This window comes from Luteibacter sp. GL_149, assembly GCF_057834065.1.
Genome location: NZ_CM174395.1, coordinates 2,304,084 through 2,329,702, shown reverse-complemented (window position 1 = coordinate 2,329,702; position 25,619 = coordinate 2,304,084). Strand labels below are relative to the sequence as shown.

The following is a 25,619-nucleotide window of genomic DNA, read 5'->3' as shown; positions in this document are numbered from 1 at the left end:
ATTCATGGCGTCAAAGTATCAACCACAGCAACGATGCCCCGCCGCCTGCCGCGGCCCAACGGCACGCCATGCATGGAATGCGCGTCTTCTGCACCGAGCCCCAGGGTCCGGCATAGCCGTCGGTATCGATGGTTCGCACCCGTACATACCATTTGCCCGACGACAGGTTCTTGAGGTCGATTTCCGGTTTATCGATCGTGGTGTCCACTTCCGGCTGGACGAACTCCGGATGACGCGCCAGTTGCACGTTATAGCGCTGATCCGGGTGGCCCGCGGGCCAGCTCAGCATCAGATCGCCATGCGAGTGCTTAGGTTCGCCGGGCACGGGAGCGGGCGGCTCGGATACCAGGTCGAAGGGAAGTGCGGGGGTGTAAGGGCCCACTTTGCCAGTGTTGTCGCGGCTGGCGATGCGCCAGTAGTAGCGTCCAAGAGGCAGCGAATGCGGCGGGCGCACGTCGCCGCCCGTCACCTGCGGCTGGTCGGCCAGCAGGTGTTCGAACGCGGAGTCGCTGGCCAGCTGCCAGGTGTAGGACGTTGCCTGCTGGCTTTCCGTCCAACGGAATGACGGTCGGGTATCGCGCACCCGGGTATCGGGTTGTGGCGACACGATCAGCGGCGGCTGCGGATGGCTGTCGATGGTGACAGCGGAGCAGATGGCGTCGAGGCCTTCGAGCTGGCCTGTACCGACACCGCGCACACGAATCGCGTAGGTGCCATCGCTCAGATCGGGAATGACCGCATGCGTGTCGTCGACGACGCGGTCCATCAGCAGGGCCTCGAATTTCGCACTGGACGCTACCTGCACGCGGTAATGCCGCGCACCATCCAATGGCTGCCACTGAAATTCGTAGGGAAATCGATTGATGGGTACTGTCGGGCATGACAGTGCCGGCGCGGGAAGCAGCGCTTGCGGTTGTCCCGGAGATGCGCCTCCGATGGTGGCTACGCCGAGCCCCGTCTTCACCAGCACATGCCGCCTGTCGTTGCCGACGTCGACCTTGCCCGAGGTCACCTCGGTCCGTGCCGCGTCGGTCTGCGCATCGGCGATCACGCGAAAGTGGGTGCCACGCACGCTGGAAATCGTGCCTGGGGTCGACACACTGAATCGCGCGGCGTTCCCGCTCATGGGAGTAACGTCGCTGTTGATGCGCCCGCGCTGCAGACGCACGCGCGTGTCGACCATGCCTGTGTTTCCATAGGCGCTAAGGCGATCGAGCGCGAGCTCGCTGTTGCTCTGCACGAGAATGCGCGAACCGTCCGCGAACTCCAGAGTGAGACTGGTATCGCCCTGGGTCACCAGGGTAGCGCCGTAACCGAACGACATGCCCTGCGTCACGGGCATCGCCTGCGCGGTGCCGGGCAGGGTGGCGGTGGCATTGCCGATGACGGCGATTACCTTGGCCCTGGCGGGTTCGAGTCGCAGCCACGCCACCGGAATATGCAGCGTCATACCGGGCGGCAGATGAAGCGGATCGGCGACTTTGTTGTAATCCTGGAGTTTCTGCCAGGGGATATCCGGTTTCAGGTAATGCCCGGCCAGATCCCAGATCGTGTCATTGGGACGTACCCGGTAGTTCCAGTCGGCAACCGGCGCGGCAAAGGCCGGAGCGAAAGCGATAGCAAGCGATGCAGCAAACAACCAGCGGCTAAGCTGGGACCGACCCCAAACCCTGTGTGTCATAACCTCATTCCTGTTGCGCCCCCAGACGCTCGTCCGCTCGATCCCTGCAGACGCGCCGAACCATCCGGATTCGCCAAGCCTGATGCGGCGTAAATACCTCGCCATTGTCGTGGAGTCTCAAGGAAATAGCTAATTGACTTGTCTATTCAGCTAGTTGGCTATTCAGGCGCGAGAGCAGGGCTTCCACTTCCAGGGCAAAACCGGGCAATTGCGAGAGCGTTTCGTTCGCCCGTTCCGTATGCAGGGACTCAAGCAACTGTTTGCCCTGGCTCAGCAATGCGCCATCGTTAAACAGTTGCAGGGCGCCGAGCAGACGATGCAGGCTCAAGGACGCCGCCGCCGTGTCGTCCTTGTCGACGCAACGGCGCAGTTCAAGCAGGTCGTCGCGACTGGCACTGGAAAAGGCCTGCAGCATGTCGGCGTACAGGCCTGACTCCTCGTTGTCGCCCGTCAGACTGGCCAGCGGTGTGGCGTTATACGCGTTGGATACGTGGGAACGTATGGATGCAGGCTGTTCCGGCAGCCACTGGCTGATTTTCTGGCTGAGCGGAAGCAGTTGCAGCGGCTTGCTCAGGACGTCGTCCATGCCGGCGTTGCGGACGCGCACGGCTTCCCCGGCCAGCGCATTGGCGGTCATGGCGATGATGGGAAGGCGTCGTTGGCTACCGATCTCCGCTTCGTGCTGGCGCCATGCCGTGGCGAGTTCGTATCCGCTCATCAAGGGCATGTTGCAGTCGGTGAGCAGCATCGCGTATTCGTTTCCGCTGAGGGCTTCGAAAGCGTCGCGACCGTTGTCCACCACTTCGCAACTCAAACCGAGGATCGCCAGCTGGCGAAGGATCAGCTTCTGGCCCACCGGATGGTCTTCGGCGACCAGAATGTGCCCGCGATCGGCCGGCATACCGCTCAGGGACAAGAGCAGCGGATCGACGTCCGCTATCGCACCGGAGGAGAAGCGTGCATCGTTTTCCGGCGACGTGTCGTCGCGCAGTTCGAGTACGGCAAGGCAGGCGCGCACCAGCGATTGCCACTTCAGCGGGTTCGCGCTGAGGAACAACCGTTCGTCTCTCACCGTCGAGGGACCTGCATCGCCAGTGACGGCAATGACATGGGCGCTGATCCGGGTCTCGCTGTCTTTATCGTCGGGATCGACAAACAGCAGGCTCGCCGCCATGCCTTCGCGCAACGATTGCGATGGCGCGGATCGTTCCACCGTCATGCCCAGGGACTTCAGGTGCTCGCTCAACGCCGCGGCCGTTTCAACCGAGCCGATCCGCACGACCGCATGGCGCCCGTGCAGTCCGGCGGGTGCGATGACTTCTCGCCGTACGACGGGCAGGCGGACTTCGAATCCCACCGTCGTTCCCACGCCGGGTTCGCTGCTCAGCTCGACCGAGCCATCCATGAGTTCGGCCAGATGCCGGCAGATGGCAAGGCCCAGCCCGGTGCCGCCATAACGCCGGCTGGTCGAGGCCTCGGCTTGCGTGAACGGATTGAACAACGTGGCCTGCTTCTCTTCTGGAATACCGATGCCGGTATCCGTGACGCCGATGCGCAGGTGCTGATGCTCGCTATCGTCGCCAAGCACGACCATGCGCACGGCAATGCTGCCTCGTTCCGTGAATTTGATGGCATTGCTCAGCAGGTTCAACAGAATCTGGCGCAGACGGACGCTGTCGCCGCGCAACGTGCCGGCGACGGTGGCATCGATCGCTACATGGACGCCAAGGCCTTTCGTCTGCGCGCGCGCCGTCATCACACCGATGACGTTGTCGACCAGTACGCGCGGATCGAATAGCGTTTCGTCCAGCCGGAGATCGCCCGCTTCGAGTTTGGAAAAATCCAGAATGTCGTTCAGTACCTGCAGCAATACGTCCGCCGAATCCTCCACGGCACGTAACAGTTCACGCTGCTCGGCATCGATCGGCGTGCGTCCGAGCAATTCCAGCATCCCGATCACGCCATTCATCGGCGTACGGATTTCATGGCTCATCGTGGCCAGAAAATCCGCTTTCGCCTTCGAAGCGCGCTCGGCGACATCGCGCGCAATGCGCAGGGCTTCGTTGCGCGCGTTGAGTTCGGTGGTGTCGACGAAGTAACCGATCAGCCGTACGCTTCCGTCTGGCAACGGCTGTGGTGCAAGCGTGGCGTGGATCCAGCGCAGGCCGTCGCGGCCGAAAGCACGGAAATCGAGCGAGCGTTGCTGCAGGCCGGTGGTGGCGGGAGAGATCAGGCGACCGAAAGCGGCAATATCGTCGGGATGAATACGGCCCTGCAACGGACGCTCCTGTAGCACGTCCCCCATTCCCAGCAGATCCGCCAGTTCCAGCCCGAACAAAGCGCGCACGTCGCCTGCGGCAAACGTGAGGTGACGCACTCCCTGAGTATCCTTGAGGATGGTGAAGACAACGACGGGGATTTGCTGGACGACGTCGCGCAGGCCGCGGTCGGTGATCCGGGCCGCGCGTTCCGCGTCGCGAAATTCCGTAATATCGATAAGGATACTGATCGAACCGACGGGGTCGGCGCTCTCCGCGAGGATCGGACGATTCCATATCAGAGCCTGACGCGATGTGCCGTCATCGGCGGTGTAGTCGATCTCGCGAGGTTCGTGTCCATGCGCTGTCTCGCCGAAGCCGTCGGCCAGAATGGCTGCCGTCATCGCCTCGGCGGCGGCAGGGTGCTGCCGGTAGTACGCATTCGTGCCGACGATGCGCCCATCCAGGTCATGGATGACCACGGATGCTGGCAATGCGTCCAGGGCGCCTTCGGAAAACGAACGTTGGGTGAGGAGTTCCGCATGCAGGCGCTTAACCTTGCTTACCTGGGCTTGCAGCAGCCAGGCAAGACCCATCGCTACCACCGCCACCAGGATCAGTAGCGCGGCCAGTACGAGCGTAGTGGCAGAGACGGGGGTCGCCTGATTGTCGACCCAGGCGGCTCCATACAAAGCGTCGAAGGCAGCGATCCCGGGCAACGGATGGGGTAGCGTGGTCGGCATATCGCTCCTCGGCGCCGCGGTGCTGACTGAGTTCATGGCAGGCCTTGCTACGCGTTCATGTTACTGTTGCCGCCGTTCGTGCACAAACCATGCCGTGTGCGCGAATGTATACGCGGTCATGGGCGGTTGAGTTGCGGGCTAACGTAAGCCGCACGATGAGGTGCGCAGTGCGGGTCATTATTTCCGACGATCATCCCGTTGTCCTGATGGGACTGAAAGCAGCGCTGCAAAGCTACGGGGACAGGTTCCGCATCGTCGGCGAAGCGCGCAATGGCCAGGAGCTGGTCAGCTTGCTGTCACGCGAGCCCTGCGACTTGCTCATCACCGATTTCTCCATGCCGGACGATCGGCTTTCCGAGGACGGCCTGTCCATGTTGGCCGGGCTACGCAAAAGCCATCCGCAGCTTTCCATCCTCGTACTCACGATGCTCAGCAATCCGGCCCTGGTGCAAGGCATGCTTGCGGTCGGGGTGGGTGGCGTCGTCGACAAAATGGCGATGACCAGGGAGTTGATGCTTGCGATCGACGTCATCGGCGCGGGACGCATCTATCTCAGCGAACGCACGCGCAAACAGATCGAAGAAGCCGTGATGGTCAGCGACGAGCCGGGCTCGATGTCGCCACGCGAGGCCGAAGTGGTGCGATTCCTGGCTCAGGGCCTGACTGTCTCCGAAATCGCCCGCCGCACCGGACGTAGCGTGAAAACCGTCAGCCAGCAGAAGCGCGACGCCATGCGCAAGCTCGGTCTGGACGGCGACAAGCAGTTATACGACTACGCCCGCTCCAACGGCCTGCTCTAGAAACCTTTCCAGGCGCCTCCACGCGAGAATCCGCATACGTTCCGGCATGGCTGCCCGGACGGCTTTGCCGTGTGACTGTGCCGGTCGTTCCGGAAAGTCGAGCGAGTGAAAAGTCACTATTTAGATTGTCTAGGACTTTTCTGATTCAAAACGCGATGCCAGTCGCCCAAATTACGACCACGAGATGTGACGGCATGGCGCTCCCTGGCCGGACCAGGATTCCAGGCACGTCACACAGCGGTTTTCCGCGTACCAGGGACGTGTATGTGTCGGCGATTACGTCGGCGGCAGTCAAGCCCGTGTTTGCCCCCATAGGGCTTGGCTGTCGGGATCTAGTTGCAATTGAAGGGGGCTGGACATACGAGATGAGGACGTCACAACAACACTCTTTACGCACGGCTGATGCCATCGCGAAGTCCAGTCATACTGATCCGGCCCAGCCGGCGAGGCCACCTATGCCTCTCCCCGCACGTACGGGATTGCCCCTGCATCGCAGTTCATTGCTCGATGTGCTGCGGCGCATCGAATGCCATCTCAGTCTCGGTCCTTCGCCTGCGCCGGATGCCCGGGAAATGGCTATGAGGCGCGACCTCCACGATCTGGTGACCGCCGTCGACCCGGACGACGCCGTTTCGTTGGCCGAAATCCGCCTGCCTGTGTTGCGTCGGATTCTGCTGGCGGAGTGGGGCGAGGCGGCCCTGGGCGATTATGCTTCGCTCGTCATGCTGCGCTCGGTGGACCGCCTGGTTGCGATGGATCCGAAAATGCGCGAGCTGCTGCGTCGGGCCGTGGTGGCGCTGAAACATTCGACTTGAGTTCGACAGGCTCGACGATTTTCGGTCACGCCGAAGTGGCTGGACCGTTGCATCCGCTGCAGTGCGTTATGCGTATTGCATATCCCTCTGCATCATTCCTGAGTGTCGTGCTGTCGATCCGATCGGCGGCATGCGGAAAAGCGCCGGCAAGATGCCGGCGCTTCCCTAACGAAGTTATCGACTCAGGCCCGTTTGAACAGGCGTAAGACAAACAGCAGCACCACCGCACCAACCGTCGCGGTAATGATCGAACTGAGCAAGCCACCACCAAGGGTGATGCCTAAGACACCGGCCAGCCAGCCGCCGATAAATGCGCCGACAATGCCGACGATAATATCGACGATCAGGCCGAAGCCGCCCCCTTTGACCAACAGACCAGCCAGCCAGCCGGCCAATGCGCCGATGATCAACCATACAATGATGCCGTGTGCTGCCATTGCCAGAGACTCCGTGAAGGTACCGGTGGGCGAAACGGCCGTCGGCCGAAAATCATTGAATGGACGACGGGTATGTATGCGGAAGTATGCACGGGCTACGGTCACGATAGCGCAACGCCGGGCGTCACCAGTTTAGGCCGCCGGCGTCAAAAGCTCATTCAGACGATTCCTATCGAAGTCATGGTCCGGACCATGGGTTTAAAAGTCGCCATCGTGGCGGCCTTTATTGCACTGCGGCATTTATTTCTCGACGGACGGTAGCGTGGCGTTGATAGCCGCACGACGTTGATTCTGCCAGCGATGCGTCATCGGGAGATGAAGCATTACCAAGCCATGATGGCCTGTATGATCGGCCTCACGCCCAGGATCTTCATCACCCGCTTCATGTTGTAGGCCAGCACGTGCAAGCCCATCTCCGTGGCCACCCCTGGTTACGCACAGGGGCCTGACGCGCCATGCCCCAGCGCCTATGATTGGAACAGAACTTTTTCGCATGGAACCCAACGTCATTCTGGCCGCCACCGGCTTGCTAGCCGTATGTCTGCACCTGTTGCTGGCGGCGTTCCTCCTGGTCGCGCGCAGCCCCATGAGAAAAGCCAATCGCTTCCTTGCCGGCTTCCTATTGCTGACTGCGGTGGATCTGCTGGGCTGGGCTGCGGCCCCGCTTCCGGCGGCAATGCGCGACGCGCTGGGCTTTCGACTACCGCTGGGGTTTCTGCAGATGCCGTTGCTCTACGCCTATTCGGTTGCGCTTTGCTTTCCGGAACGGCGTTTACGTGGCCATCTTTTCGTCGGTGGCGCGGCAGTCGCCGCATCGGCACTCTCACTCTTTCCGCGGGCCATGGCCTGGTACGCCGGGACGGCTGGCGCATGGGGCGGGCGTGAGGTCGACCTGGCTATCAATAGCGCTGCTCTGCACGTGCAGTTCTATGTATACGCGGGTTTGATGGCGCTGCTGCTGGCGCAATATCGCCGCGCCTATCGCGAAAACCGCTCGAATCCGGATACACGGATATTTACATGGTTGGCGACGGTGCTTGGCGTGTCCCTGACTGCCCACAGCCTGGTGCTGCTCAAGAGCCTGCTCTGGGCGACCGGCCAAAGCAGGGCCTTGACGATACTGGACGTGCTCGTAAGCGTGGTGGCCGTGACGATCACCTGCGCGATGACCCTTGCAGCCTTGCTCAAGCAGTCCCTTTTCTTGGGCGGCCTGGACGAAGCCGAGCGTGTTGCCGTCCAGGATCGCCACGTCGACGCGACCACGCCAGAGGACGCGATCGCGATCGAACGCGTGACCTCTTATATGACTAGCCGCGAGCCGTTTCTCGACCCATCCCTGACCATTCGCAGTCTCGCCCGGCGGCTGGGTATGGGGCAGCGGGAGCTGTCCAGCCTGATCAACCAGCGGATGGGCATTCACTTCTTCGATTTCGTGAACCGGTATCGGGTGGAGAAAGCTACGACTCTGCTGGTCGACCCCGTCGCCGGCGAGTTGAACGTGCTGGAGATCGCCCATCGAGTGGGCTTCAACTCCAAATCTTCCTTCAACGCCGCGTTCGGTAAACACGCGGGCACGACGCCCAGCGCGTACCGGCGGCGTGTGACGGGCCGGCTGATGAGCGACCTCGAGCGATCCGCGACCTAGCGCGACCGGGTTCGCTAAGTTCCTGTCCGGCTTTGTGTTAATCGTGTACGACTTTGCGAAGTCGGTCGCCGCGCCCGATCTGGTACGACATCCTCGGATCTACTTGTCCGAAGGAGTCTGTGAATGTCTTCGTCTTTCCTGCGCACCCTCGCGCTGATCCTGGCACTCGTCACCGCACGTGCCGAAGCCGCGCCGACTCTTCCCGACGCGGCGACCGATCCGCATGCGGCCGTTCGGCAGCTGTTGCAACCGTGGGACCGGCCGGACCGGCCCGGCACCGCTGTGTCCATCACCCTGGATGGCCATCTCGTGGAAAGCGTCGCGGTGGGCATGGCCGACCTGGAGCAGCCCCAGACGGTCGGACCCAACTCAGTGTTCCACGTCGCCTCGCTATCCAAACAGTTCACTGCATTCGCTGTCCTGATGCTGGAACAGGACGGCAAGCTGTCGATCGACGATCGGCTTATCCAGTACATTCCCGAGTCGGCTCCACTCGGACCGCTGACCTTGCGGCAGTTGCTCAACCACACCAGTGGCTTGCGCGACCAGTGGACGCTGCTGGCAGCCGCGGGCTGGCGCGCCGAGGACCTGGTGACGGATGGGCAGGTAATGAACCTGCTGCTCAGGCAGCGGGGTGGCAACTTCGTGCCGGGCACCCAGTACCAGTACACCAACTCCGGTTACAGCCTGTTGGCGGAGGTGGTGCACCGGGTTTCCGGGAAGAGCCTGCGAGCGTTCAGCGACGAGCGCATCTTCCGTCCGCTGGGTATGAACCACACGCACTTCCAGGACGATCTGGACGAACAGGTGGCTGGGCGCGCGCTTTCCTACCGACTGACGAAAGGCGCTTATGTCCGTTCGTTGCTGAACTACGCCACCGTCGGCCCGACCGGCCTGCAGACCACTGCGGAGGATCTCAGCCGCTGGGCCCTGAATTTCGAGACGCCATCCGTGGGTGGGCCGGCGGTAATCCGGCGTATGGAAGAGCAGGGTGTGCTGGCCGACGGCAAGGTCGATGCATACGCGCTCGGCCAAGAGCGGCGCGAGTACAAGGGAATGGATACCTGGAGCCACGGTGGCAGGGATGCCGGTTACCGCAGCTTCCTGCTGCGCATTCCCGGCGAACGTTTCAGCGTAGCGGTGCTTGGCAACGCCACAGACTTCGACACGGCAAAAATCGCCTTCGCAGTGGCCGATATCTATCTGTCTAAGCGACCGGCTTATCGGACGTCAAAGCCAGCCGGGGCGCGGCATCCCAGTCCGGCGGAGCTGGCGGCATATGCCGGCGAGTACGAGCTGTACCCCGGGTTGATTTTTCATATCGTCAACGACAAGCGACGTCTGTTCATCCAACAGATGGGCTCCAGGGAGCGGACCGAACTGCCCGCTGTATCGGCGAATGCCTTCCAGCTCGATCCGAAGAACGACATCGCGATCGAATTTCCGACGGGGACTAAGGGGCCGGCGGCCAGCTTCAACTACCGGATCGGCCTGCATGGTTCGCTGGAAGCCAAGCGCGTGACACTCGCGCCGTTCTCGCCGGACACCGTCGTGTTGGCCGATTTCACCGGCCGCTACTACAGCACCGAACTCGATACGACTTACGAACTGCGCGTCGAGCACGGCCAACTCCTGGCCTACCATCCGCGTCGCCCGGCCATTTCCTTGCAGCCTTACCAAAAGGATATGTTCGCCAGCCCCGAATCGTTCTTCCAGAAACTGTCCTTCCAGCGCGATAGCGCGGGGCGCGTTACCGGTTTCCAGCTTTCCGGTGTCGTAGCGGAGAACATAAGCTTCGTGCGAACGACGACCATTGCATCGGATGGTCACAACGTAAGCGATGCCCCTTAAGCGACAGCGAACAGGATTGCGTTGTTTCTCGCTTGGCTGCTGGTGCCCTACAGGGGCAATCGCCAAGCGAGAGCAGTACCCGTCACTCTTCGGGAGAAAAGGACTTCCGCTTTTGGCCGATGACAGCCATTGCAGGCCCGGTGACACCCGGGCAAGCAGGGCGCCCATTTGCGGCATGCCTGCCGAATTTGCCTAAGACAGGGACTGCATTCATGTCAACGACTACCGCCACGTCCGACCCTTGGGGATTAGTGGATTTGATGGGGTCGCATGCTTGAGGTCGATGTAGCGCAGCGGATTGCCACCGACGTAAGCATAGGTGGAAGGTGCTGCGTCGAGTCCCAAAGGATCGCTTTGGACATAGCGACCTGTCGTGGCGTCATAGTATCGGTGAACGTTGTAGCCCCAGCCCGCTTTCCCCATCGAAGTACTGGCGGGACAACGCAGGTTGAGCACGTGGTCCGTTGTTGACGTCAGCTGCCGCTCGCCGAAGGCGATTGTCTGCATAGGTACATGTGTATTTCAGCGTCTTGATAGCGTGATCCTTACATCGCCGATTGATTCATATGCTTCAACAATTCCTGTTTCGCTTCCGGACTGATCATGCATTCTTTTTCGATCGTCTCCACCTGCTGTTGCGTGACCAAATACGCAGCGGGCACACTTCGGAATGCCGTTGTAGTCGTAGGGGAATAAAGAAGAATCCACGCTCGTGTTCGTTTGTCGGGGGCAAGAATGCCCACAGAGCAGGTTCCGCTCTCTTTGACGAAAATAATGGGTTTGTCTAAGTTCTTGCCACGGTGCTCGAACTCAATCCCCTGAAGGCGTGAAATGTCCGGCTTCTGGCTCAACTCTGAGCCTTTCTCAGCCCGATGCCAGAGCCACGCAAAGGCTGCGCCGAGGGCGAGCAAAACGAGTGCGAGGATTCGCATGGGTTTTAAGCCTAAGGTCATGGGTTGAATTGATTGAGAATCGCTGGAAGATGCGTCGTTCCAACCGGAATCGATATGATTTTCCCACCCGTTGAATTGGCGTAAAAGCTGCCAATCAAAGCGCTGCTTTCCGGTAATGGGCTAGCGTAAAATGGAGAGTAAGGATTCGAAGGGTCATACATTCCGACCTTCCTCAAAGCTTCGTTGGTCCTTGATGCGCACGTATCCGAACTGTCTGGCCCGGGAACCTTCGGTAACCTCGCATTCAATGACTGCAAGTACGCCAGAGTCTGTGCTTCTTGCTCTGGTGTGGTATTGATTATGAATGCAGTTTCATCGCGCCATCTGGCTTGATCAAGCAGGAAGGTAGAGACGCTTGACCCTGGTGCGGTGATGTTTCTTGAATCGTAAGGTGTGGCTGTGCCGTAGCTATAGATGCCCGAACCTGCCGTCGCAATCGAGACATGAACAAACGGGTTACCACTTGCCCCATTCAAACCCGGAGAGGGACCGCCAACTACAACTAGCGTGGCAAGGCCCCATAGATCAGCACCATTTAGAGGGGAGCTTCCCACATAGGCATACGTCGATATGCCACCAGCCAATCCGATCGGATCACTCTGCAGGTGCCGCCCCGTGGCCGGGTCATACGTACGAAACATGTTGTAGTTCGTTCCAGACTCGGCATCGTGGTACTGGCCGGGGAACCACACCCTTGACGCACCCGTGCGCCGACGCCGGTGGCTGGCCTTGATACAGCGCGGCTTGGCGAGCACGGCGGGCATGAGCGGGCGAGGCATCCTGGCTAAAAATCCTTGAGACGGTTTTGTACGCGTTCGGGTTCGCGCCGGCAAGCGTCGGCGGCGTTCGTTGGGTAAGGATCAGTCCTCGGACTGCGGCGGCAGGCGGTCCAGCCTGGCCCCCCGGATGGGTGGCCGTGTGGATCTCTTTCAGCTTGCCGATCGACACGTGCGTGTAGATCGGCGTGGTGTCCAGCCGCTCGTGGCCGAGCAGCTCCTGGATGTAGCGGATGTCGGCGCCGTTCTCCAGCATCTGCGTGGCCATCGTGTGCCGCAGCAGGTGGCAGGCGCCACGCTGACGCACGCCGGCTGCTTCCAGATACCGGCGCACGGTGGTGGCCAGCCCGTTGTTGCCCAGGCGCTCCCCGAAGCGGTTGAGGAAGAGTGCGGTTTCCGGGGCGTCCACCACCAGCTGCGGACGGGCCAGGTCCAGATACCGGCGCACCCACGCCAAGGCTCGCTCGCCGATGGGCACGAGGCGGCCCTTGCCGCCTTTGCCCTGGCGCACGCGCAGCACGCCGTGACCAAAGTCCAGATCGAAGATCGAGAGGTTGCGCGCTTCCTGTCGCCGCACGCCGGTGGAGTACAGCAGCTCCAGCAGCGCGCGATCGCGCAGGCCTTGCACGTCATCGACGTCCGGCAGGGCCAGCACCGCGTCCATCTGCTCGGCGGTCAGGCCCTCGGGCAAGGTCACGCGCGGCGCACGCGGCAGGTCCAGATCGGCCGCCGGGTTGGTCAGGATGTGGTGATGTTTCACCAGCCACCTAAACCAGTGGCGTAAATGGGTCACGGCCAGCGCCTGGCCACGCATGCTCAGCGGCTCTCTCCTGGCACGTGACATCGGTAGCCTCAATCAGTTCGCGCAGCCTTGCTAAGTAACCAAGAAGTTCTTCACCCGTCGGTTCAGAAAAAAATAAGCGCTCAAAGCTATAACTTGCGAAGCCGCAAAGAGAAGATCATAGAAATAGTCGTCGCGAGAGTAACTCACGCCGTTTATCAGCTCGATAAAATAGCCTGCAACGTAGAGCCCCGCGAAGCCTGATATGTAGGCAAGTCGACCAAGCCGTCGAGCTTTAAGTAGCAAGATTCCCGCGCTGAAGAAAAAGCAAACAGCTACAGCAAGTACTAGCCCGCTGCCGTTGATCCACCAGTCCTTTAATTCAACCCTCCTCTGACCGACAACGGCGCCGCCTGGAACGACCGTCGCTGCTATAAGCAGCAGTGACATCAATGAGAACAGTGTTAAGACCCTCAGAGGTCCAGGCATTCTTCTAAAATTAGCGACAAAGTCATTCATGTCTAGTGGCCTACAACCTCAATGCCGGTCGACCATCCAATCCCAAAAGCTTTTCCCGAGGAACGATTGAAGGTTGGTGAGTCGGCCGGGCCATCTTCCTCGTACCCCTTGCCCGAATTGTCCAGATTCAACCCGACTGAGTTTTGAATCGGATTCCAGGATGCCGGGCCAATAGTGATTCCGCCCTGGTTGAAAATTCCGAGCGTTGAGCCATGAGTACAGTCCTTACCGTCCGCGCCGGGTCGCTTGCCAGAAGGATCGAGCGATCCACCAATCGACGCGCCTACGCCAAGGCGACCGCCATAGAACCATTCGCCGGACGTGGGGTCACGGCCAAACTGGACACCGCCGCCAAACCCGAGATAAGCCTCGAATGAGAAAGACCACAAGCCCGATGGGTCAATGTACATCAGCGGATTATTGCTGACATAAGCATAGGTAGTTGCACCACCCGCCAGCCCGATCGGATCGCTCTGGACGTAGCGACCCGTCGCCGCTTCGTAGTCCCGGTTGACGTTGTAGTTCAGCCCGCTCTCGGCATCGAAGTACTGGCCGGGGAATCGCAGGTTCAGTACGTAACCATTGGTGGAAACGGGCGACGCCTCGCCAAATGGATTGCTTTTTAGCGCCCAGCTCCATAGCGTGGCACCACCGCTGTCGGCCACAGCGCGCGGCGTGTTCAACGCATCGGCATGGATGAACGTGACGGCGGCACCATCCACCACGCCGACCGGCACGCTATCCATCCAGACGTAATCACGATGCGCCGTTCCGTATTCGCCGAGCAACTGGCCGACATCGCCGTACGCGAAGCGAAGCGGGGTCGTGCCGACCGTTTTGGCGACGCGCTGCCCCAAGGCGTTGTAAATATACGCGCCCACCGTTGCGCCACCCTGCTGGGTAAGCGTGAGCCGGCCGCGGCCATCGTAGCCATAACCCCATGCGGCGCCTGCGAACGCGCTGCCCGTGGTCGAGCCGTTGGCATCGTAGGTTCGCGAAGCTGTGCCGGTCGCCGTCAGCCAATGGGTGCCACTTTGATAACCATAGGTCCCGGTGGCCAGTCCCGGCGCGCTCTTGCTCAGGCGATCACCCGTCTTGTTGTACGTGTAGGCCTCAATGGCGTTGCCGGCGGCATCGTTGATGGCGGTCAAACGGTACAGCGCGTCATATCCGTAGGTCTCGGTCGAGGGGTTCGCGCCGGCCGTGTCGCCCAAGGCCGTGATGTTGCCCGCCGCACCCCGGACGAAATGCAGGTTCAAGGCCGGACTGGTGACGTCCGTCACCTGGTAATTCGCGTCGTACGTGCGAGCGACGACCTGCCCGTTGCCCAGCGTATAAGACGCCAGGGGGCCAAACGGTAGATACGTCGCGGCGGTCACCACCGGAGTGGCCGTTCCGTTGGCCGGCGTCACTTTTACCGAGGTGATCTGTCCCAAGGCGTTGCGGTCGTATTCGGTCACTGTGTCGCCCGGGGTGGCGACGGCCGTCACCCGCCCGGCGCGGGTATAGACCGTACTGGTGGTGTCGGTTACCGTCCCTTGCGTCTGCCGCCGCTCGGTTACCCGTCCCTGAGCGTCATAACAGTAAGTCGTAGTCACCGCCGACTCGACGATGCGGGTCAATCGCCCCACTGCATACGAGCCGCTGCACCCCGTGACGCCGTCGGCCTCGTCGAAGTGGTAGGCCACGTTGAGCCGGGTATCGTCGTAGCTATCCGCCGTTAACCGACCCAAAGCATCGTAGGCATGAGTCACCGTCACCCCTTTCGCATCCACCTGGGTGAGGGCGTTACCGGCCACGTCGTACGTCGCCGTTCGGGTGCCTGTATCCGGACTCTTCTGCGAGGTAGGGCGACTCAGTCCATCGAACCCATAGGTCGTCGCGAGGTTGTCCGGATCGGTGGCCTGGGTGAGCCGATCCAGTACGTCGAGGGTAAAACGACTGGTCGTCTTCGCCGTGCCCGCATTTGTGCCGTTCACATCGGCGACGCGGCTGACCAGACGGTTCAGGGCATCGTAGGTATCGGACTGCAGCGCCCCATTGGCTCCCGTGTAGTTCATCAGGTTGCCATTGCCGTCATAAGCATTCGCTGCCGAGGCGTCAAATACGATCTGGCCCTTGCCATCCATGGTGCGGATGAGTTGGCCCAGCGTGTTGTACGTCCGTGAGACCGACCAGGTCACCGTGCCCTGAGTGTCGAGGAGTTGTTCCTTGGTGCGATTACCGGCGGCGTCGAGGGTGTAATGCAGGTGGCTGCCGGCGGCGTCAGCGACATCGATCAGACGATGGGCGTCATCGTAGCTGTAGGTGACAAACACGCCGTCCGGATCCGTCACCTTGTGTAGCAATCCGGTGACTTCATAATCCAGTTGCGTCGTGGCGTCGTCCGCCGAGGCGCTGCCGTCGGCTCGTGCGCGAACCGTGATGCTCGTCGGCCATCCACGGGCGTTGTAGACGAAGTCTTTCAACACCCCGTTGGCATCCCGGCGTCGGACCACGCGACCGGCCTTGTCATAGGCCAGGATCGTCGCGGTATGCCCCAGCGCGTCGGCGATCGTATAGAGGTCGCCTGCGCGGTGGCAGGCACCGCCCGCCGTGCCGCAGCCGCTCTCATCATCGGTCAGGTAGTAGCGGTTCATCGTGACATCGGCAATATCGGTCCGAGGGCCATCCACCGACAGCAGCAGGTTGGCGCGCGGGCACTGCGTCGTGTCGATTGCGTCGCAGTAGGCGTAGCGGGTCTGGCTGACACTCGCCGGGGCATTCGCCTGCGACCCGCAGGCGTAGCTCGTGGCGACGGACGCATCGAAGTCGCACTCGGCCGTCACCTGATGCCGGTCGTTGTAGGCCCAAGCCTGGGAGCGAACGAGCGTGCCGTCCTTGGCTTTGACGGTCCGGGTCAGCGGTACGCGGGCCGGCACGTCCCAGGTCGTCTCGGTGGTGCGCTGTGCGGGTGTACCGGAGGCATCGACCTGCTTGATCAGCAGACCATCGGTCTGGCCGTAGGTCGTGTAGATGACGTTGTTGTTGAAATCGTTGTACTGCGCGGGATGATCGGCATAGTCGTAGCTCACGAACTTCCAGGGTTGTGCGCACGACGGTCCGCAGGGTTGGCTGCTGTCCCGGATTTGCCCACGCCCCAACGCCTGACTAAAGCTCAGCACGGTGACCGCGCCCAGGGTTCCGGTCATGGTGGTGCCGTTGATGCCCGCCTCATAAAGGTAGGACAGCGTCAGACCATCGGCTCCGCCGGCCTTCGCTGACGTGGTCACACGGCCTTGCGCATCGTACGTGGTGGTCTCCAGACGAACACCGCGCTCATCGATCGACCCGGTCATGGCCAAGGGCCAGTTGTGGTCACCGGTCTTGTCCGCCTCGTTGTAGAGGTAGCGCTTCACCGCCCCATCGGCATAGGTGACCGAGGACAACACGGCACCACCGCTATCAAAACCATAGGTCACCCCCCCTCCATCCGGGGTGGTCAGGGTTTGTAGCCGGCCTTGCGCGTCGTAGGTGAAGTGCAGCAAGCGCCCGTTGACGTCCGTCACAGCGATCAACAGGTTGGGCTTGGGAGCGACGGTGATCGGTGTCGAGGTGTCGCTGTAGGTGGTCGCATAGAGCACCTGGCCGGTACGCGCGTCCGTGACCTGGTTCAGTCGGCCATCGGCGAAATAGGTTTCCGTCTGCTGAATGTCGACCAGGGTCAGGGTATAGGCGATCGCGTTGCCGGCCGCGTCGTCGGTCTCGCTGAAGCGATTCTGGGTGTCATAGTCATTGAACCAGGTCGTGCCGGTCGAGGGCCGCCGGAATTGTGCGGAACTGCCATCGGGCCGGTAGGCCACAATGATCGTGGCCCGGCCGCCATTGGTATTGGCCGGATAGAGTTCGCGTTGAAACGAATGGCGCCAAGCTAGTCCCAGTGGCCGGGCGAACAACCCTTCGCCGCCGACGCTGTTATAGAACCGACGAAACGTGAGATAGCCATCGGGCGCCGTGTAGTCGGTGTCCTGCTCGTACTTGTTGCCCGTGCCCACGTTGACCGGGTCGTTCTTCAACGGCGACCCTGGCGCGGGACCGCTATCGCTGCCGTTGCCGCCGCTGCAATCGCAAGCGCCCCGGTTCCTCCCCACGTCATAGCCGCGATACGTGGCGCTGATCTGGATTTCGTCGTTGAAAAAGTTGCTGTTGCAATCCGCATTCCAATTGGATTGGCCGTCGCGGTGACTGACCAGGGTGAAGCTGTTGTTGTCGGGAAAGCTGTAGACGATGACCTGGCAGGTCCACGGCCCTGCGGGCTTGCTGTGCTCCTGCAGGTACGCCTTGGCCTGCTCAACCGCTTCGGAGGCCGAGGTCGCCGAATGGTCGGTCCATTTGCCCGTCGGGTCGTCATACGTCCGGTAGGTATACGGACCGCTGTATTGCGAACCGGCAAACGCTTGTGGCGCCAAGCCCAGCATCAGCATCAGACACAGCCCCCACCGAAACCTGCTGAAGCGATGACCGAAGCCCTTCACGCGACCGGTTAGCGTAGACATCCCTGAAGTTCCTTGTGATGGGGCACGTTCCTGCTGCCATCGTAAGAAATTTCTCAAGCCTCCATTGTCAGGACAGGCCAACGCGCTTTGTAGGAAAGTACCTACAAGTCAGGACAGGGTGCCGTTGGGCGCCCAGTACGGCCAGGGCTGAGGAACCTACAGCGTGGCCCGCATCGACGAGCAGCGCTACGTTCGAGGCTAGCAACCTTTCCTCGCGGAGCCTCCCCAAAGAGCCGGAAGGCCAGAATGACGAACGGCAGAGGCGCCGCCAGCGGTTTGGGCGCACTATCTCGACACCCATAAACCTCTGTTGTGTTGGCCTTTTTCTACCCGTGCCATTAGTTTAGTTGACTAATGTGTGATTTTGGTTCAATAATGAGAACGGTCATTCATTTTTCCATGTCGCACACCCCAGGCGGTCTGGTCGAGGTTCCTCATGTCTCCCCGAAATACTCCGACGCGCCTGATTCCGGTGTGCGTCCTGACGGCTGTCGCACTGGCCCTGGCTAGCTGCAAGGGCGGCCACGCCGAACAGCAGCAGAGCGGTCCGGTGCAGGTCACCGTAATCACGCTCAAGCCGCAACCCGTTACGGTGACCCGCGAATTGCCGGGGCGCACCAGCGCTTATCTCGTCGCCGAAGTGCGGCCGCAGGTGAACGGCGTTATCAAGCAGCGCCTGTTTACCGAAGGCGCCATGGTGAAGGCGGGGCAGCCGCTATATCAGCTGGACGACGCGGCCTATCGTGCGGATAACAACAACGCCAGGGCCAGCCTGGCCAAGGCGAAGGCTACGCTGTATTCGGCGCAGCTCAATGCCAGGCGCACTACCGAGCTGGCTCGCATCGACGCGGTGAGCAAGCAGGACGACGAGAGCGCTACCGCCACCTGGCGTCAGGCCGAGGCCGATGTGGCCGCGGCCCAGGCGACGGTCGAAAGTACGGGGGTGACGCTCGCCTTCGCACGCATCGTGTCGCCGATCAGCGGCCGCATTGGCAAATCCAGCGTGACACAGGGCGCGCTGGTCACGGCCAATCAGGCCGATCCGATGGCACGGGTGCAGCAGCTCGATCCGATTTTCGTCGATGTCACGCAGTCCAGCGGCGAGCTGCTGCAGCTGCGCAAGCAACTGGCCGCCGGCACGCTGAAGGAAAGCAATGGCACGCCGGTAAAGATCCTGCTCGAAGATGGCAGCCGCTATCCGCTCGACGGCAAGCTGGAGTTCGCGGACGTCAGTGTGGATCCCACCACCGGCAGCTTCGCGCTGCGCGTCATCGTGCCCAATCCCGAGCATGCGCTGCTGCCCGGCATGTACGTGCGCGCCGTACTCGACAAGGGCACCAACGCGCAGGCTTTGCTGGTGCCGCAGGCAGGTATCGCGCGCGATCCCAAGGGTGGCGCTACCGCGTTCGTGGTGGACAAGGATGGCAAGGCCGCGCTGCGCGACGTGCAGGCCACCCGCACCATAGGCGATCAGTGGCTGGTGGAGAGCGGCCTGTCGGCTGGCGACAAAGTCATCGTGGAAGGGTTGCAGATGGTCCAGCCCGGTGCGGCGGTACACGCGACCGAGGCGGGCACCGCGCCTGTAGCGGCTGCGCAGACAGCCAAAGCCCCCCACTAAGGAACGGACATGGCAAGGTTCTTTATCGATCGCCCGATCTTCGCGTGGGTGATCGCCGTCATCATCATGCTGGCTGGCGTGCTGTCGCTGTTGCGCCTGCCGGTATCGCAGTATCCGGCGATCGCGCCGCCACAGGTGTCGATCAACGCCAGCTATCCCGGTGCCTCGGCACAGACCGTCGAGGACTCGGTGACACAGATCATCGAGCAGAACATGAAAGGCCTCGATGGCCTGATCTACATGTCCGCCACCAGCGATTCGGATGGCAATGTGCAGGTCACGCTCAGCTTCGAGAACGGCACCAATCCGGACATCGCGCAGGTGCAGGTACAGAACAAGCTGCAGCTCGCCACGCCGCTGTTGCCGCAGATCGTGCAACAGCAGGGCCTCAACGTCGTCAAGTCCAGCTCGGGCTTTCTGATGGTGGTGGCCTTCGTATCGGAGGATGGACGTCTGGACGGCGACGACATTTCCGACTTCGTCACCGCGCACGTGGTCGATCCGCTCAGCCGCGTGGCCGGCGTGGGCAACATCGAAGTGTTCGGCTCGAAGTACGCCATGCGTATCTGGTTCGACCCGAACAAGCTCGATACCTACAAACTCACGCCCGCCGAAGTGGTGGCGTCGCTGCGCGCGCAGAACCAGCAGGTGGTGGTGGGCCAGATCGGCGGCAATCCGTCGGTGAAGGGGCAGCAGATCAACGCCACGGTGATCGCACAGCAACGCCTGCAGACGCCCGAGCAGTTCCGCAGCATCGTGATACGCAGCGGCACCGACGGTTCGGTGCTGACCCTGGGCGATGTCGCCCGGGTCGAGCTGGGCTTGCAGGACTATGGCTTCACCAGCAAGTACAACGGCAAATCGGCCACCGGCATCGCCATCTCGCTGACCTCCGGTGCCAACGCACTGGCGACGGCCGGGCGCGTGCAGGACGCGCTGAAGGAACTCGCACCTTCGTTCCCGCGTGGCGTGAAGTCGGAGATCGCCTTCGACACGACGCCGTTCGTGAAGGTGTCGATCCAGGGCGTGATCCAGACCTTGCTCGAGGCGATCGTGCTGGTGTTCCTGGTGATGTATCTGTTCCTGCAAAACTTCCGCGCCACGCTGATTCCCACCATTGCGGTGCCGGTGGTGTTGCTGGGCACCTTCGGCGTGCTGGCCGCCATGGGTTACTCCATCAATATGCTGACCATGTTCGCCATGGTGCTGGCCATCGGCCTGCTGGTGGACGATGCCATCGTGGTGGTGGAGAACGTCGAACGCATCATGAGCGAGGAGGGCCTGTCGCCACTGGAGGCCACCCGCAAGTCGATGACGCAGATCACCGGCGCACTGGTAGGTATCGCCATGGTGCTGTCGGCGGTGTTCGTGCCGATGGCTTTCATGAGCGGATCGACCGGCGTGATCTATCGCCAGTTTTCGGTGACCATCGTGTCGTCGATGGCGTTGTCGGTATTGGTCGCGATCGTGCTTACACCGGCCTTGTGCGCGACCATGCTCAAACCGATCGCCAAGGGGCATCACGCATCCGAACGTGGCTTCTTCGGCTGGTTCAATCGCCGCTTCGACCAGGCGTCGCAGACATACCAGGGTGGCGTGCGCGCCATCCTGGGGCGCAGCAAGCGCTTCCTGTTGGTGTTCGTGGCGTTGAGCGCAGCGATGGTCGTGGTGTTCCTGCGCCTGCCGACATCGTTCCTGCCGCTTGAAGATCAGGGCTTTGTCTTCGCCATGGTACAGGCGCCGGTGGGCGCCACCACCGAGCGAACCGGCCACGTGGTCGACAAGGTGCAAAAGCAGTTTATGGACGACCCCGCGGTGCAGTCGCTGTTCACCGTGCAGGGTTTCAGTTTCGCCGGTGGCGGCCAGAGCGCGGCCATGGCCTTCGTGCAATTGAAGGACTGGAAGTTGCGGCACAGTGCCGACCTGAGTCTGGAGGCTGTAACCGGCCGCGCGATGGGCACCTTCAGTCAGTTCAAGGATGCGCTGGTGTTCGCCTTCGCACCGCCTGCCGTGCCGGAACTGGGCAACTCGGCGGGTTTCGATTTTTATCTGAAAGACAACATCGGCCTCGGCCACGAGGCGCTGGTGAAGGCGCGCAATCAGTTTCTGGAAGCGGCAGGCAAAAGCAAACTGCTCGCGAATGTCCGCGCCAATGGCATGGAAGACACGCCGCAGTTCCGCATCGATGTGGACTACAAGAAAGCAGCGGCGCAAGGGCTTTCCATCGCCGACGTCAACGACACCATGTCGATGACCTGGGGTGGCCAGTATGTGGACGACTTCATGGACCGCGGTCGCGTGAAACGCGTCTTCGTGCAGGCCGATGCGCCATTCCGCATGGCGCCGGAAGATTTCGACAAGTGGTCCGTGCGCAACGCCAGCGGTGCGATGGTCCCTTTCCGTGCCTTCGCCAGCTCGCATTGGGACTACGGTTCGCCGCGGCTGGAACGCTATAACGGTGTATCCGCCATGCAGATCAATGGCGAGGCCGCACCGGGCATCAGTTCGGGCGATGCCATGAACGAAGTGGAGAAACTGGTGGCCACGCTGCCGCAGGGCATCGGCCTGGAATGGACGGGCCAGTCGTATCAGGAGCGTGAGGCCGGCGCGCAGGCTCCGCTGCTGTATGTCTTGTCGGTGCTGGTGGTGTTCCTGTGTCTCGCTGCGTTGTACGAGAGCTGGTCGATTCCCACCGCCGTGTTGCTGGTGGTGCCGCTGGGTATTCTCGGCACCGTGACGGCGGCGTTCTTCCGTGGACTGGAACGCGATGTGTACTTCCAGGTGGCGATGCTCACGACGGTGGGCCTGTCCAGCAAGAACGCCATCCTGATCGTCGAGTTCGCCAAGGAGAACATCGAGAAAGGTATGGAACTGGTCGCCGCGACCATGCTGGCGGTGCGTACGCGCCTGCGCCCGATCCTGATGACCTCGCTGGCCTTTGGCCTCGGCGTATTACCGCTGGCCGTGGCGACCGGCGCGGGCTCGGGCGCGCAGCGCGCCATCGGCACCGGCGTGCTCGGCGGCATGATCGCGGGTACGGCGCTGGGCATCTTCTTCGTGCCGCTGTTCTTCGTAACCGTGCAGCGCCTGTTCGTGAAAAAGAAGAACGCTTCGACCGATGTCGCGACACCGACGGGAGATCAGTCCCATGAGTAAGCCCATCCTTACCGCATGCGTCGTGGCGATCGCGCTGGCTTTGGGTGGCTGCGTCAGCCTGGCACCGAAAGTGCCCGATGCGCAGCCAGATATCCCGGCGACGTGGCCGTTGCCGGAAACCGCCGGTGCCGTACAGGGCCGGGTGGCCGACATTGGTTGGCGGCAATTCTTCGCCGATCCCCGGCTTGTCCAGCTGATCGAGCAGGCACTGCGGAATAACCGGGACCTTCGGGTTGCCGTGCTGAACGTGGAGAAAGCCCGCGCGCAATACCGCATCCAGCGCGCGGACCGCATGCCTTCGATCAACGCGACCGGATCGCTCACCCGCACTGGCGTGAGCGGGTCGCCGGTCAGCCAGCAGTATCGGGCCGATCTGGGCACGACGGACTTCGAGCTGGATCTGTTCGGCCGTGTGAATTCGCTAAGCACATCCGCGCTGGAGCGATACCTCGCGCAGGGCGAGGCTCAGCGCAGCGCGCAGTTGAGCCTGGTTGCCGAAGTGGCGAATGCTTATCTCACGCTTGCCGCCGATCGGGAATCGTTGCAGGTGGCGCAAGCCACGCGCGACAACCAGGAAGCTTCGTTCAACCTGACCCGGCAGCGGCACGAACTGGGCGCGGCCTCCAGCCTGGACGAAAGTCAGGCACAGACGACCGTGGAAACCGCACGCGCCGATGTGGCGCGCTACACCGGTCTGGTCGCGCTGGACACCAACGCGCTCAGCCTGTTGACGGGCGGGCAGGCGAACGACGCGTTGTTGCCGAAAGGGATGAGCGACGACGTGACCATGATCGGTGCGTTGCCGGCGGATCTGCCGTCCGATGTGCTGCTGCGTCGCCCCGACATCCTGCAAGCGGAACATCTGTTGCTTGCCGCGAACGCGGACATCGGCGCGGCACGGGCGGCATTTTTCCCGGCCATCAGCCTCACCGGCAGCGTCGGCAGCGCGAGCAACGAGCTATCCGGGCTATTCAAGGGCGGCAGCGGCACGTGGACCTTCATGCCGCAGATCACCTTGCCGATCTTCCAGGGTGGCCGCCTTACCGCACAGCTTGCCGGCGCCAAAGCCGACCAGCGGATCGCCCTGGCGCAATACGAGAAAGCCATCCAGTCCGGCTTCCGCGAGGTAGCCGACGCACTGGCGCTGACGCGTACGCTGGACGAGCAGCAAGTGGCGCAAGAGGCACTGGTACGTGCGGCGGGCAGGGCGGACGAGCTATCGCGCGCACGCTATAAGGCCGGCCGCGACAGCTACCTCGTATCCCTGGACTCGCAGCGAGCGCTCTATAGCGCCAGGCAGCAACTGATCGCCACACGCCTGGCGGAGCAGACCAACCGCGTGACTTTATATAAAGTGCTCGGAGGCGGCTGGAACGAACGTACCCCATGAGCAAACACGAGAAACCCATCGTCCCCGAAGCGCCGCAAAGCCAGCGCGTCAAGGCGCAACGCGAGCGCATTCTGGCCGCCGCGCAGCAATGCTTCGTCAAATATGGGTTTCACGCGGCCAGCATCGCGAACATCGCCGAGGCGGCGGATATGAGCGCGGGACTGATCTATCGCTACTTTCCCAACAAGAGCGCGATCGTCCTCGCCATCATCGAACAGCAGACGGAAATCGAGCTCGAAGATATCCGTGCACTCGGCGAGTCCATCGATCTGACCGAAGCCCTGGTGGAAGCCTTCGCCACCTGGAGCAGTCCCAGGCCGGACATGCGCATGATGAATGCCGCGCTGTTCCTGGAGACCAGCGCGGAAGCGACACGCGACGCGCAAGTGGCCGAAGCCATCCAGCAGGCGGACGATGTCGGCTGTGCGGAATTTCGTGCGTGGCTGGAACGCCCGCCCGAATTAGGTGGCCTGGGCATGGCGCCCGAACTCAGTTACCGGCGCTCGCTGGTTCTCCTTTGCCTGATGGAAGGCCTGGCCGTGCGCGCGGCACGCGACCCGAAGATGGATCTGGAATTGCTGCGAACCTCGCTGGCCGAGGTGATGCCGCGGTTGATCGCGGAGTAGGCCAGGGAAGTCCCGGGTGCAGCCGGCACCTGTCGTCTGTCGCTGCGCGGATATTAAAGACGCATAGGTCATCGACCTGCCGCTTGTACGGATAGACGTCCACGTCATTCCCTGGTCTTCACGGCCACTTCTCAAAAAAAAAGCAAACGCGATCGGTCGAAATCGCAACTTCGCGCCGAGCAAAGTTGCGTAGCGCCAATGGCATCATCGGCCACAATGCGTAAGTCAAAACGCATGCGTGAAAGTTCAGTGATATGCGTCACATTTTTTTGTGGTGGCGCTTTCAAGTTTGCATCGGGCCTGCATAAGATCGATACAAATTCCGAGTACCCGAGATGTCGTTCACAGCAACGGCGCGAGGTATTTCCGGAAGACCAGGGAGGCATGGTTTCACCCACAGGTGCTCACAGGGGGCATCGGGATGCGAACGCCCGCGAATCGCGATTCGCGGATCGAACACTTACGTATCCGGCACGGGATTGCATGTTCCGTCGCCGCAAGACGGCGTTCGCCTCACGCAAGCCAACACGGCCGCCTGATTATCAACGACTACATACATCCGCCGCACCGACCGGTGCGGCGGATGGCACATACCGATCCTGCGAACAGGCCGGGTGTTGCGACACAGATGGGGGTGAGGCAGCTTCCCTGGAGGGGAAGTGGCTTATGCAAAGGACACGTATCCATCGAAATGGAAAGATAGTTGGAGTACCCAATGCCGCTGATTGAATCGCCGTACGTTCACGCCTCCTGGTTAGAGAGTTTTCTTCGCTACGCGCCGCTCCTGCATGCGCCACCCGCACTCCGGCAGGTCTGACCGATTTCCCCACAGTTCGCCTGAGCGATTGATCCGGGACGCTGTCCCGTCATGACCATCGCACGCGGTCGGCGATCGCGCGCGTAAGCAAGCAAACAGGGGCGCGGAAAAACCAGGGCAACGCGCTTCGTTCGCGTCGAATGCAGACGCGGAACCCACAACGGTTCCGCGTCCAGGGTGTTCGTGCGCCCGCGATTCGTACTCTCCGGCTTCCGGCT

18 protein-coding genes are annotated in these 25,619 nt (G+C 61.8%); 9 read left to right on the top strand and 9 right to left on the bottom strand.

Features of this window, described 5'->3' with window-relative positions:
• Positions 1 to 10: 10 nt before the first annotated feature.
• Together AC3IR3_RS10570 and AC3IR3_RS10565 are read right to left on the bottom strand one after the other, a co-directional pair.
• The gene (locus tag AC3IR3_RS10570) at positions 11 to 1,681 is read right to left on the bottom strand and encodes a FecR domain-containing protein (RefSeq protein ID WP_489196834.1); all 1,671 of its coding nucleotides are present in this window, start codon (positions 1,679 to 1,681) and stop codon (positions 11 to 13) included.
• A gap of 142 nt (positions 1,682 to 1,823) precedes the next feature.
• Positions 1,824 to 4,718, bottom strand: a complete 2,895-nt coding sequence (locus AC3IR3_RS10565) for an ATP-binding protein (protein ID WP_489196833.1) — start codon at positions 4,716 to 4,718, stop codon at positions 1,824 to 1,826.
• A gap of 131 nt (positions 4,719 to 4,849) precedes the next feature.
• Between AC3IR3_RS10565 and AC3IR3_RS10560 the strand changes: the two genes are divergently transcribed.
• Both AC3IR3_RS10560 and AC3IR3_RS10555 read left to right on the top strand, forming a co-directional pair.
• Positions 4,850 to 5,482 carry a response regulator gene (locus AC3IR3_RS10560; protein ID WP_489196832.1) on the top strand — a complete coding sequence of 211 codons (633 nt, stop codon included), beginning with the start codon at positions 4,850 to 4,852 and terminating at the stop codon, positions 5,480 to 5,482.
• 455 nt (positions 5,483 to 5,937) lie between these two features.
• A complete protein-coding gene (locus AC3IR3_RS10555) occupies positions 5,938 to 6,297 on the top strand; it encodes a hypothetical protein (RefSeq protein WP_489196831.1) in 360 nt (119 codons plus the stop codon).
• 182 nt (positions 6,298 to 6,479) lie between these two features.
• Here AC3IR3_RS10555 and AC3IR3_RS10550 read toward each other — a convergent pair whose 3' ends face one another.
• Positions 6,480 to 6,734, bottom strand: a complete 255-nt coding sequence (locus AC3IR3_RS10550; protein ID WP_489196830.1) for a GlsB/YeaQ/YmgE family stress response membrane protein — start codon at positions 6,732 to 6,734, stop codon at positions 6,480 to 6,482.
• Between the two features lie 72 nt (positions 6,735 to 6,806).
• Between AC3IR3_RS10550 and AC3IR3_RS10545 the strand changes: the two genes are divergently transcribed.
• The 3 genes from AC3IR3_RS10545 (at position 6,807) to AC3IR3_RS10535 (ending at position 10,230) form a co-directional block, all read left to right on the top strand.
• Positions 6,807 to 6,995: a hypothetical protein gene (locus AC3IR3_RS10545; protein WP_489196829.1), complete on the top strand. Its 189-nt coding sequence runs from the start codon at positions 6,807 to 6,809 to the stop codon at positions 6,993 to 6,995.
• A gap of 232 nt (positions 6,996 to 7,227) precedes the next feature.
• Positions 7,228 to 8,379 (top strand): helix-turn-helix domain-containing protein, encoded by a 1,152-nt coding sequence (locus AC3IR3_RS10540; RefSeq protein ID WP_489196828.1) that lies wholly within the window; start codon positions 7,228 to 7,230, stop codon positions 8,377 to 8,379.
• Between the two features lie 123 nt (positions 8,380 to 8,502).
• Entirely contained in the window at positions 8,503 to 10,230 is a 1,728-nt protein-coding gene (locus tag AC3IR3_RS10535) for a serine hydrolase domain-containing protein (protein ID WP_489196827.1), read from the top strand.
• A 222-nt stretch (positions 10,231 to 10,452) separates the two neighbouring features.
• Here AC3IR3_RS10535 and AC3IR3_RS10530 read toward each other — a convergent pair whose 3' ends face one another.
• From AC3IR3_RS10530 to AC3IR3_RS10505, 6 genes are all read right to left on the bottom strand, one after another.
• The gene (locus AC3IR3_RS10530) at positions 10,453 to 10,653 is read right to left on the bottom strand and encodes an RHS repeat-associated core domain-containing protein (protein WP_489196911.1); all 201 of its coding nucleotides are present in this window, start codon (positions 10,651 to 10,653) and stop codon (positions 10,453 to 10,455) included.
• 122 nt (positions 10,654 to 10,775) lie between these two features.
• Entirely contained in the window at positions 10,776 to 11,162 is a 387-nt protein-coding gene (locus tag AC3IR3_RS10525; RefSeq protein ID WP_489196826.1) for a hypothetical protein, read from the bottom strand.
• 17 nt (positions 11,163 to 11,179) lie between these two features.
• A complete protein-coding gene (locus AC3IR3_RS10520) occupies positions 11,180 to 11,875 on the bottom strand; it encodes an RHS repeat-associated core domain-containing protein (protein WP_489196825.1) in 696 nt (231 codons plus the stop codon).
• Positions 11,808 to 12,773 (bottom strand): tyrosine-type recombinase/integrase, encoded by a 966-nt coding sequence (locus AC3IR3_RS10515; protein ID WP_489196824.1) that lies wholly within the window; start codon positions 12,771 to 12,773, stop codon positions 11,808 to 11,810. The genes AC3IR3_RS10520 and AC3IR3_RS10515 overlap by 68 nt, the downstream gene beginning before the upstream one ends.
• A gap of 60 nt (positions 12,774 to 12,833) precedes the next feature.
• The gene (locus tag AC3IR3_RS10510; RefSeq protein WP_489196823.1) at positions 12,834 to 13,259 is read right to left on the bottom strand and encodes a hypothetical protein; all 426 of its coding nucleotides are present in this window, start codon (positions 13,257 to 13,259) and stop codon (positions 12,834 to 12,836) included.
• Between the two features lie 2 nt (positions 13,260 to 13,261).
• Positions 13,262 to 17,773 carry an RHS repeat-associated core domain-containing protein gene (locus tag AC3IR3_RS10505; protein ID WP_489196822.1) on the bottom strand — a complete coding sequence of 1,504 codons (4,512 nt, stop codon included), beginning with the start codon at positions 17,771 to 17,773 and terminating at the stop codon, positions 13,262 to 13,264.
• 457 nt (positions 17,774 to 18,230) lie between these two features.
• Between AC3IR3_RS10505 and AC3IR3_RS10500 the strand changes: the two genes are divergently transcribed.
• From AC3IR3_RS10500 to AC3IR3_RS10485, 4 genes are read left to right on the top strand one after another with little or no spacing between them, the layout of a single operon-like run.
• A complete protein-coding gene (locus tag AC3IR3_RS10500) occupies positions 18,231 to 19,412 on the top strand; it encodes an efflux RND transporter periplasmic adaptor subunit (protein ID WP_489196821.1) in 1,182 nt (393 codons plus the stop codon).
• A gap of 9 nt (positions 19,413 to 19,421) precedes the next feature.
• Positions 19,422 to 22,568 carry an efflux RND transporter permease subunit gene (locus AC3IR3_RS10495; RefSeq protein ID WP_489196820.1) on the top strand — a complete coding sequence of 1,049 codons (3,147 nt, stop codon included), beginning with the start codon at positions 19,422 to 19,424 and terminating at the stop codon, positions 22,566 to 22,568.
• Positions 22,561 to 23,958, top strand: coding sequence for an efflux transporter outer membrane subunit (locus AC3IR3_RS10490; RefSeq protein ID WP_489196819.1), 1,398 nt, complete (start codon positions 22,561 to 22,563; stop codon positions 23,956 to 23,958). The genes AC3IR3_RS10495 and AC3IR3_RS10490 overlap by 8 nt, the downstream gene beginning before the upstream one ends.
• On the top strand, positions 23,955 to 24,584 hold the full coding sequence (locus AC3IR3_RS10485) for a TetR/AcrR family transcriptional regulator (RefSeq protein ID WP_489196818.1): 630 nt from the start codon (positions 23,955 to 23,957) through the stop codon (positions 24,582 to 24,584). Before AC3IR3_RS10490 ends, AC3IR3_RS10485 begins: the two co-directional genes overlap by 4 nt.
• The last annotated feature ends 1,035 nt before the right edge of the window (positions 24,585 to 25,619 follow it).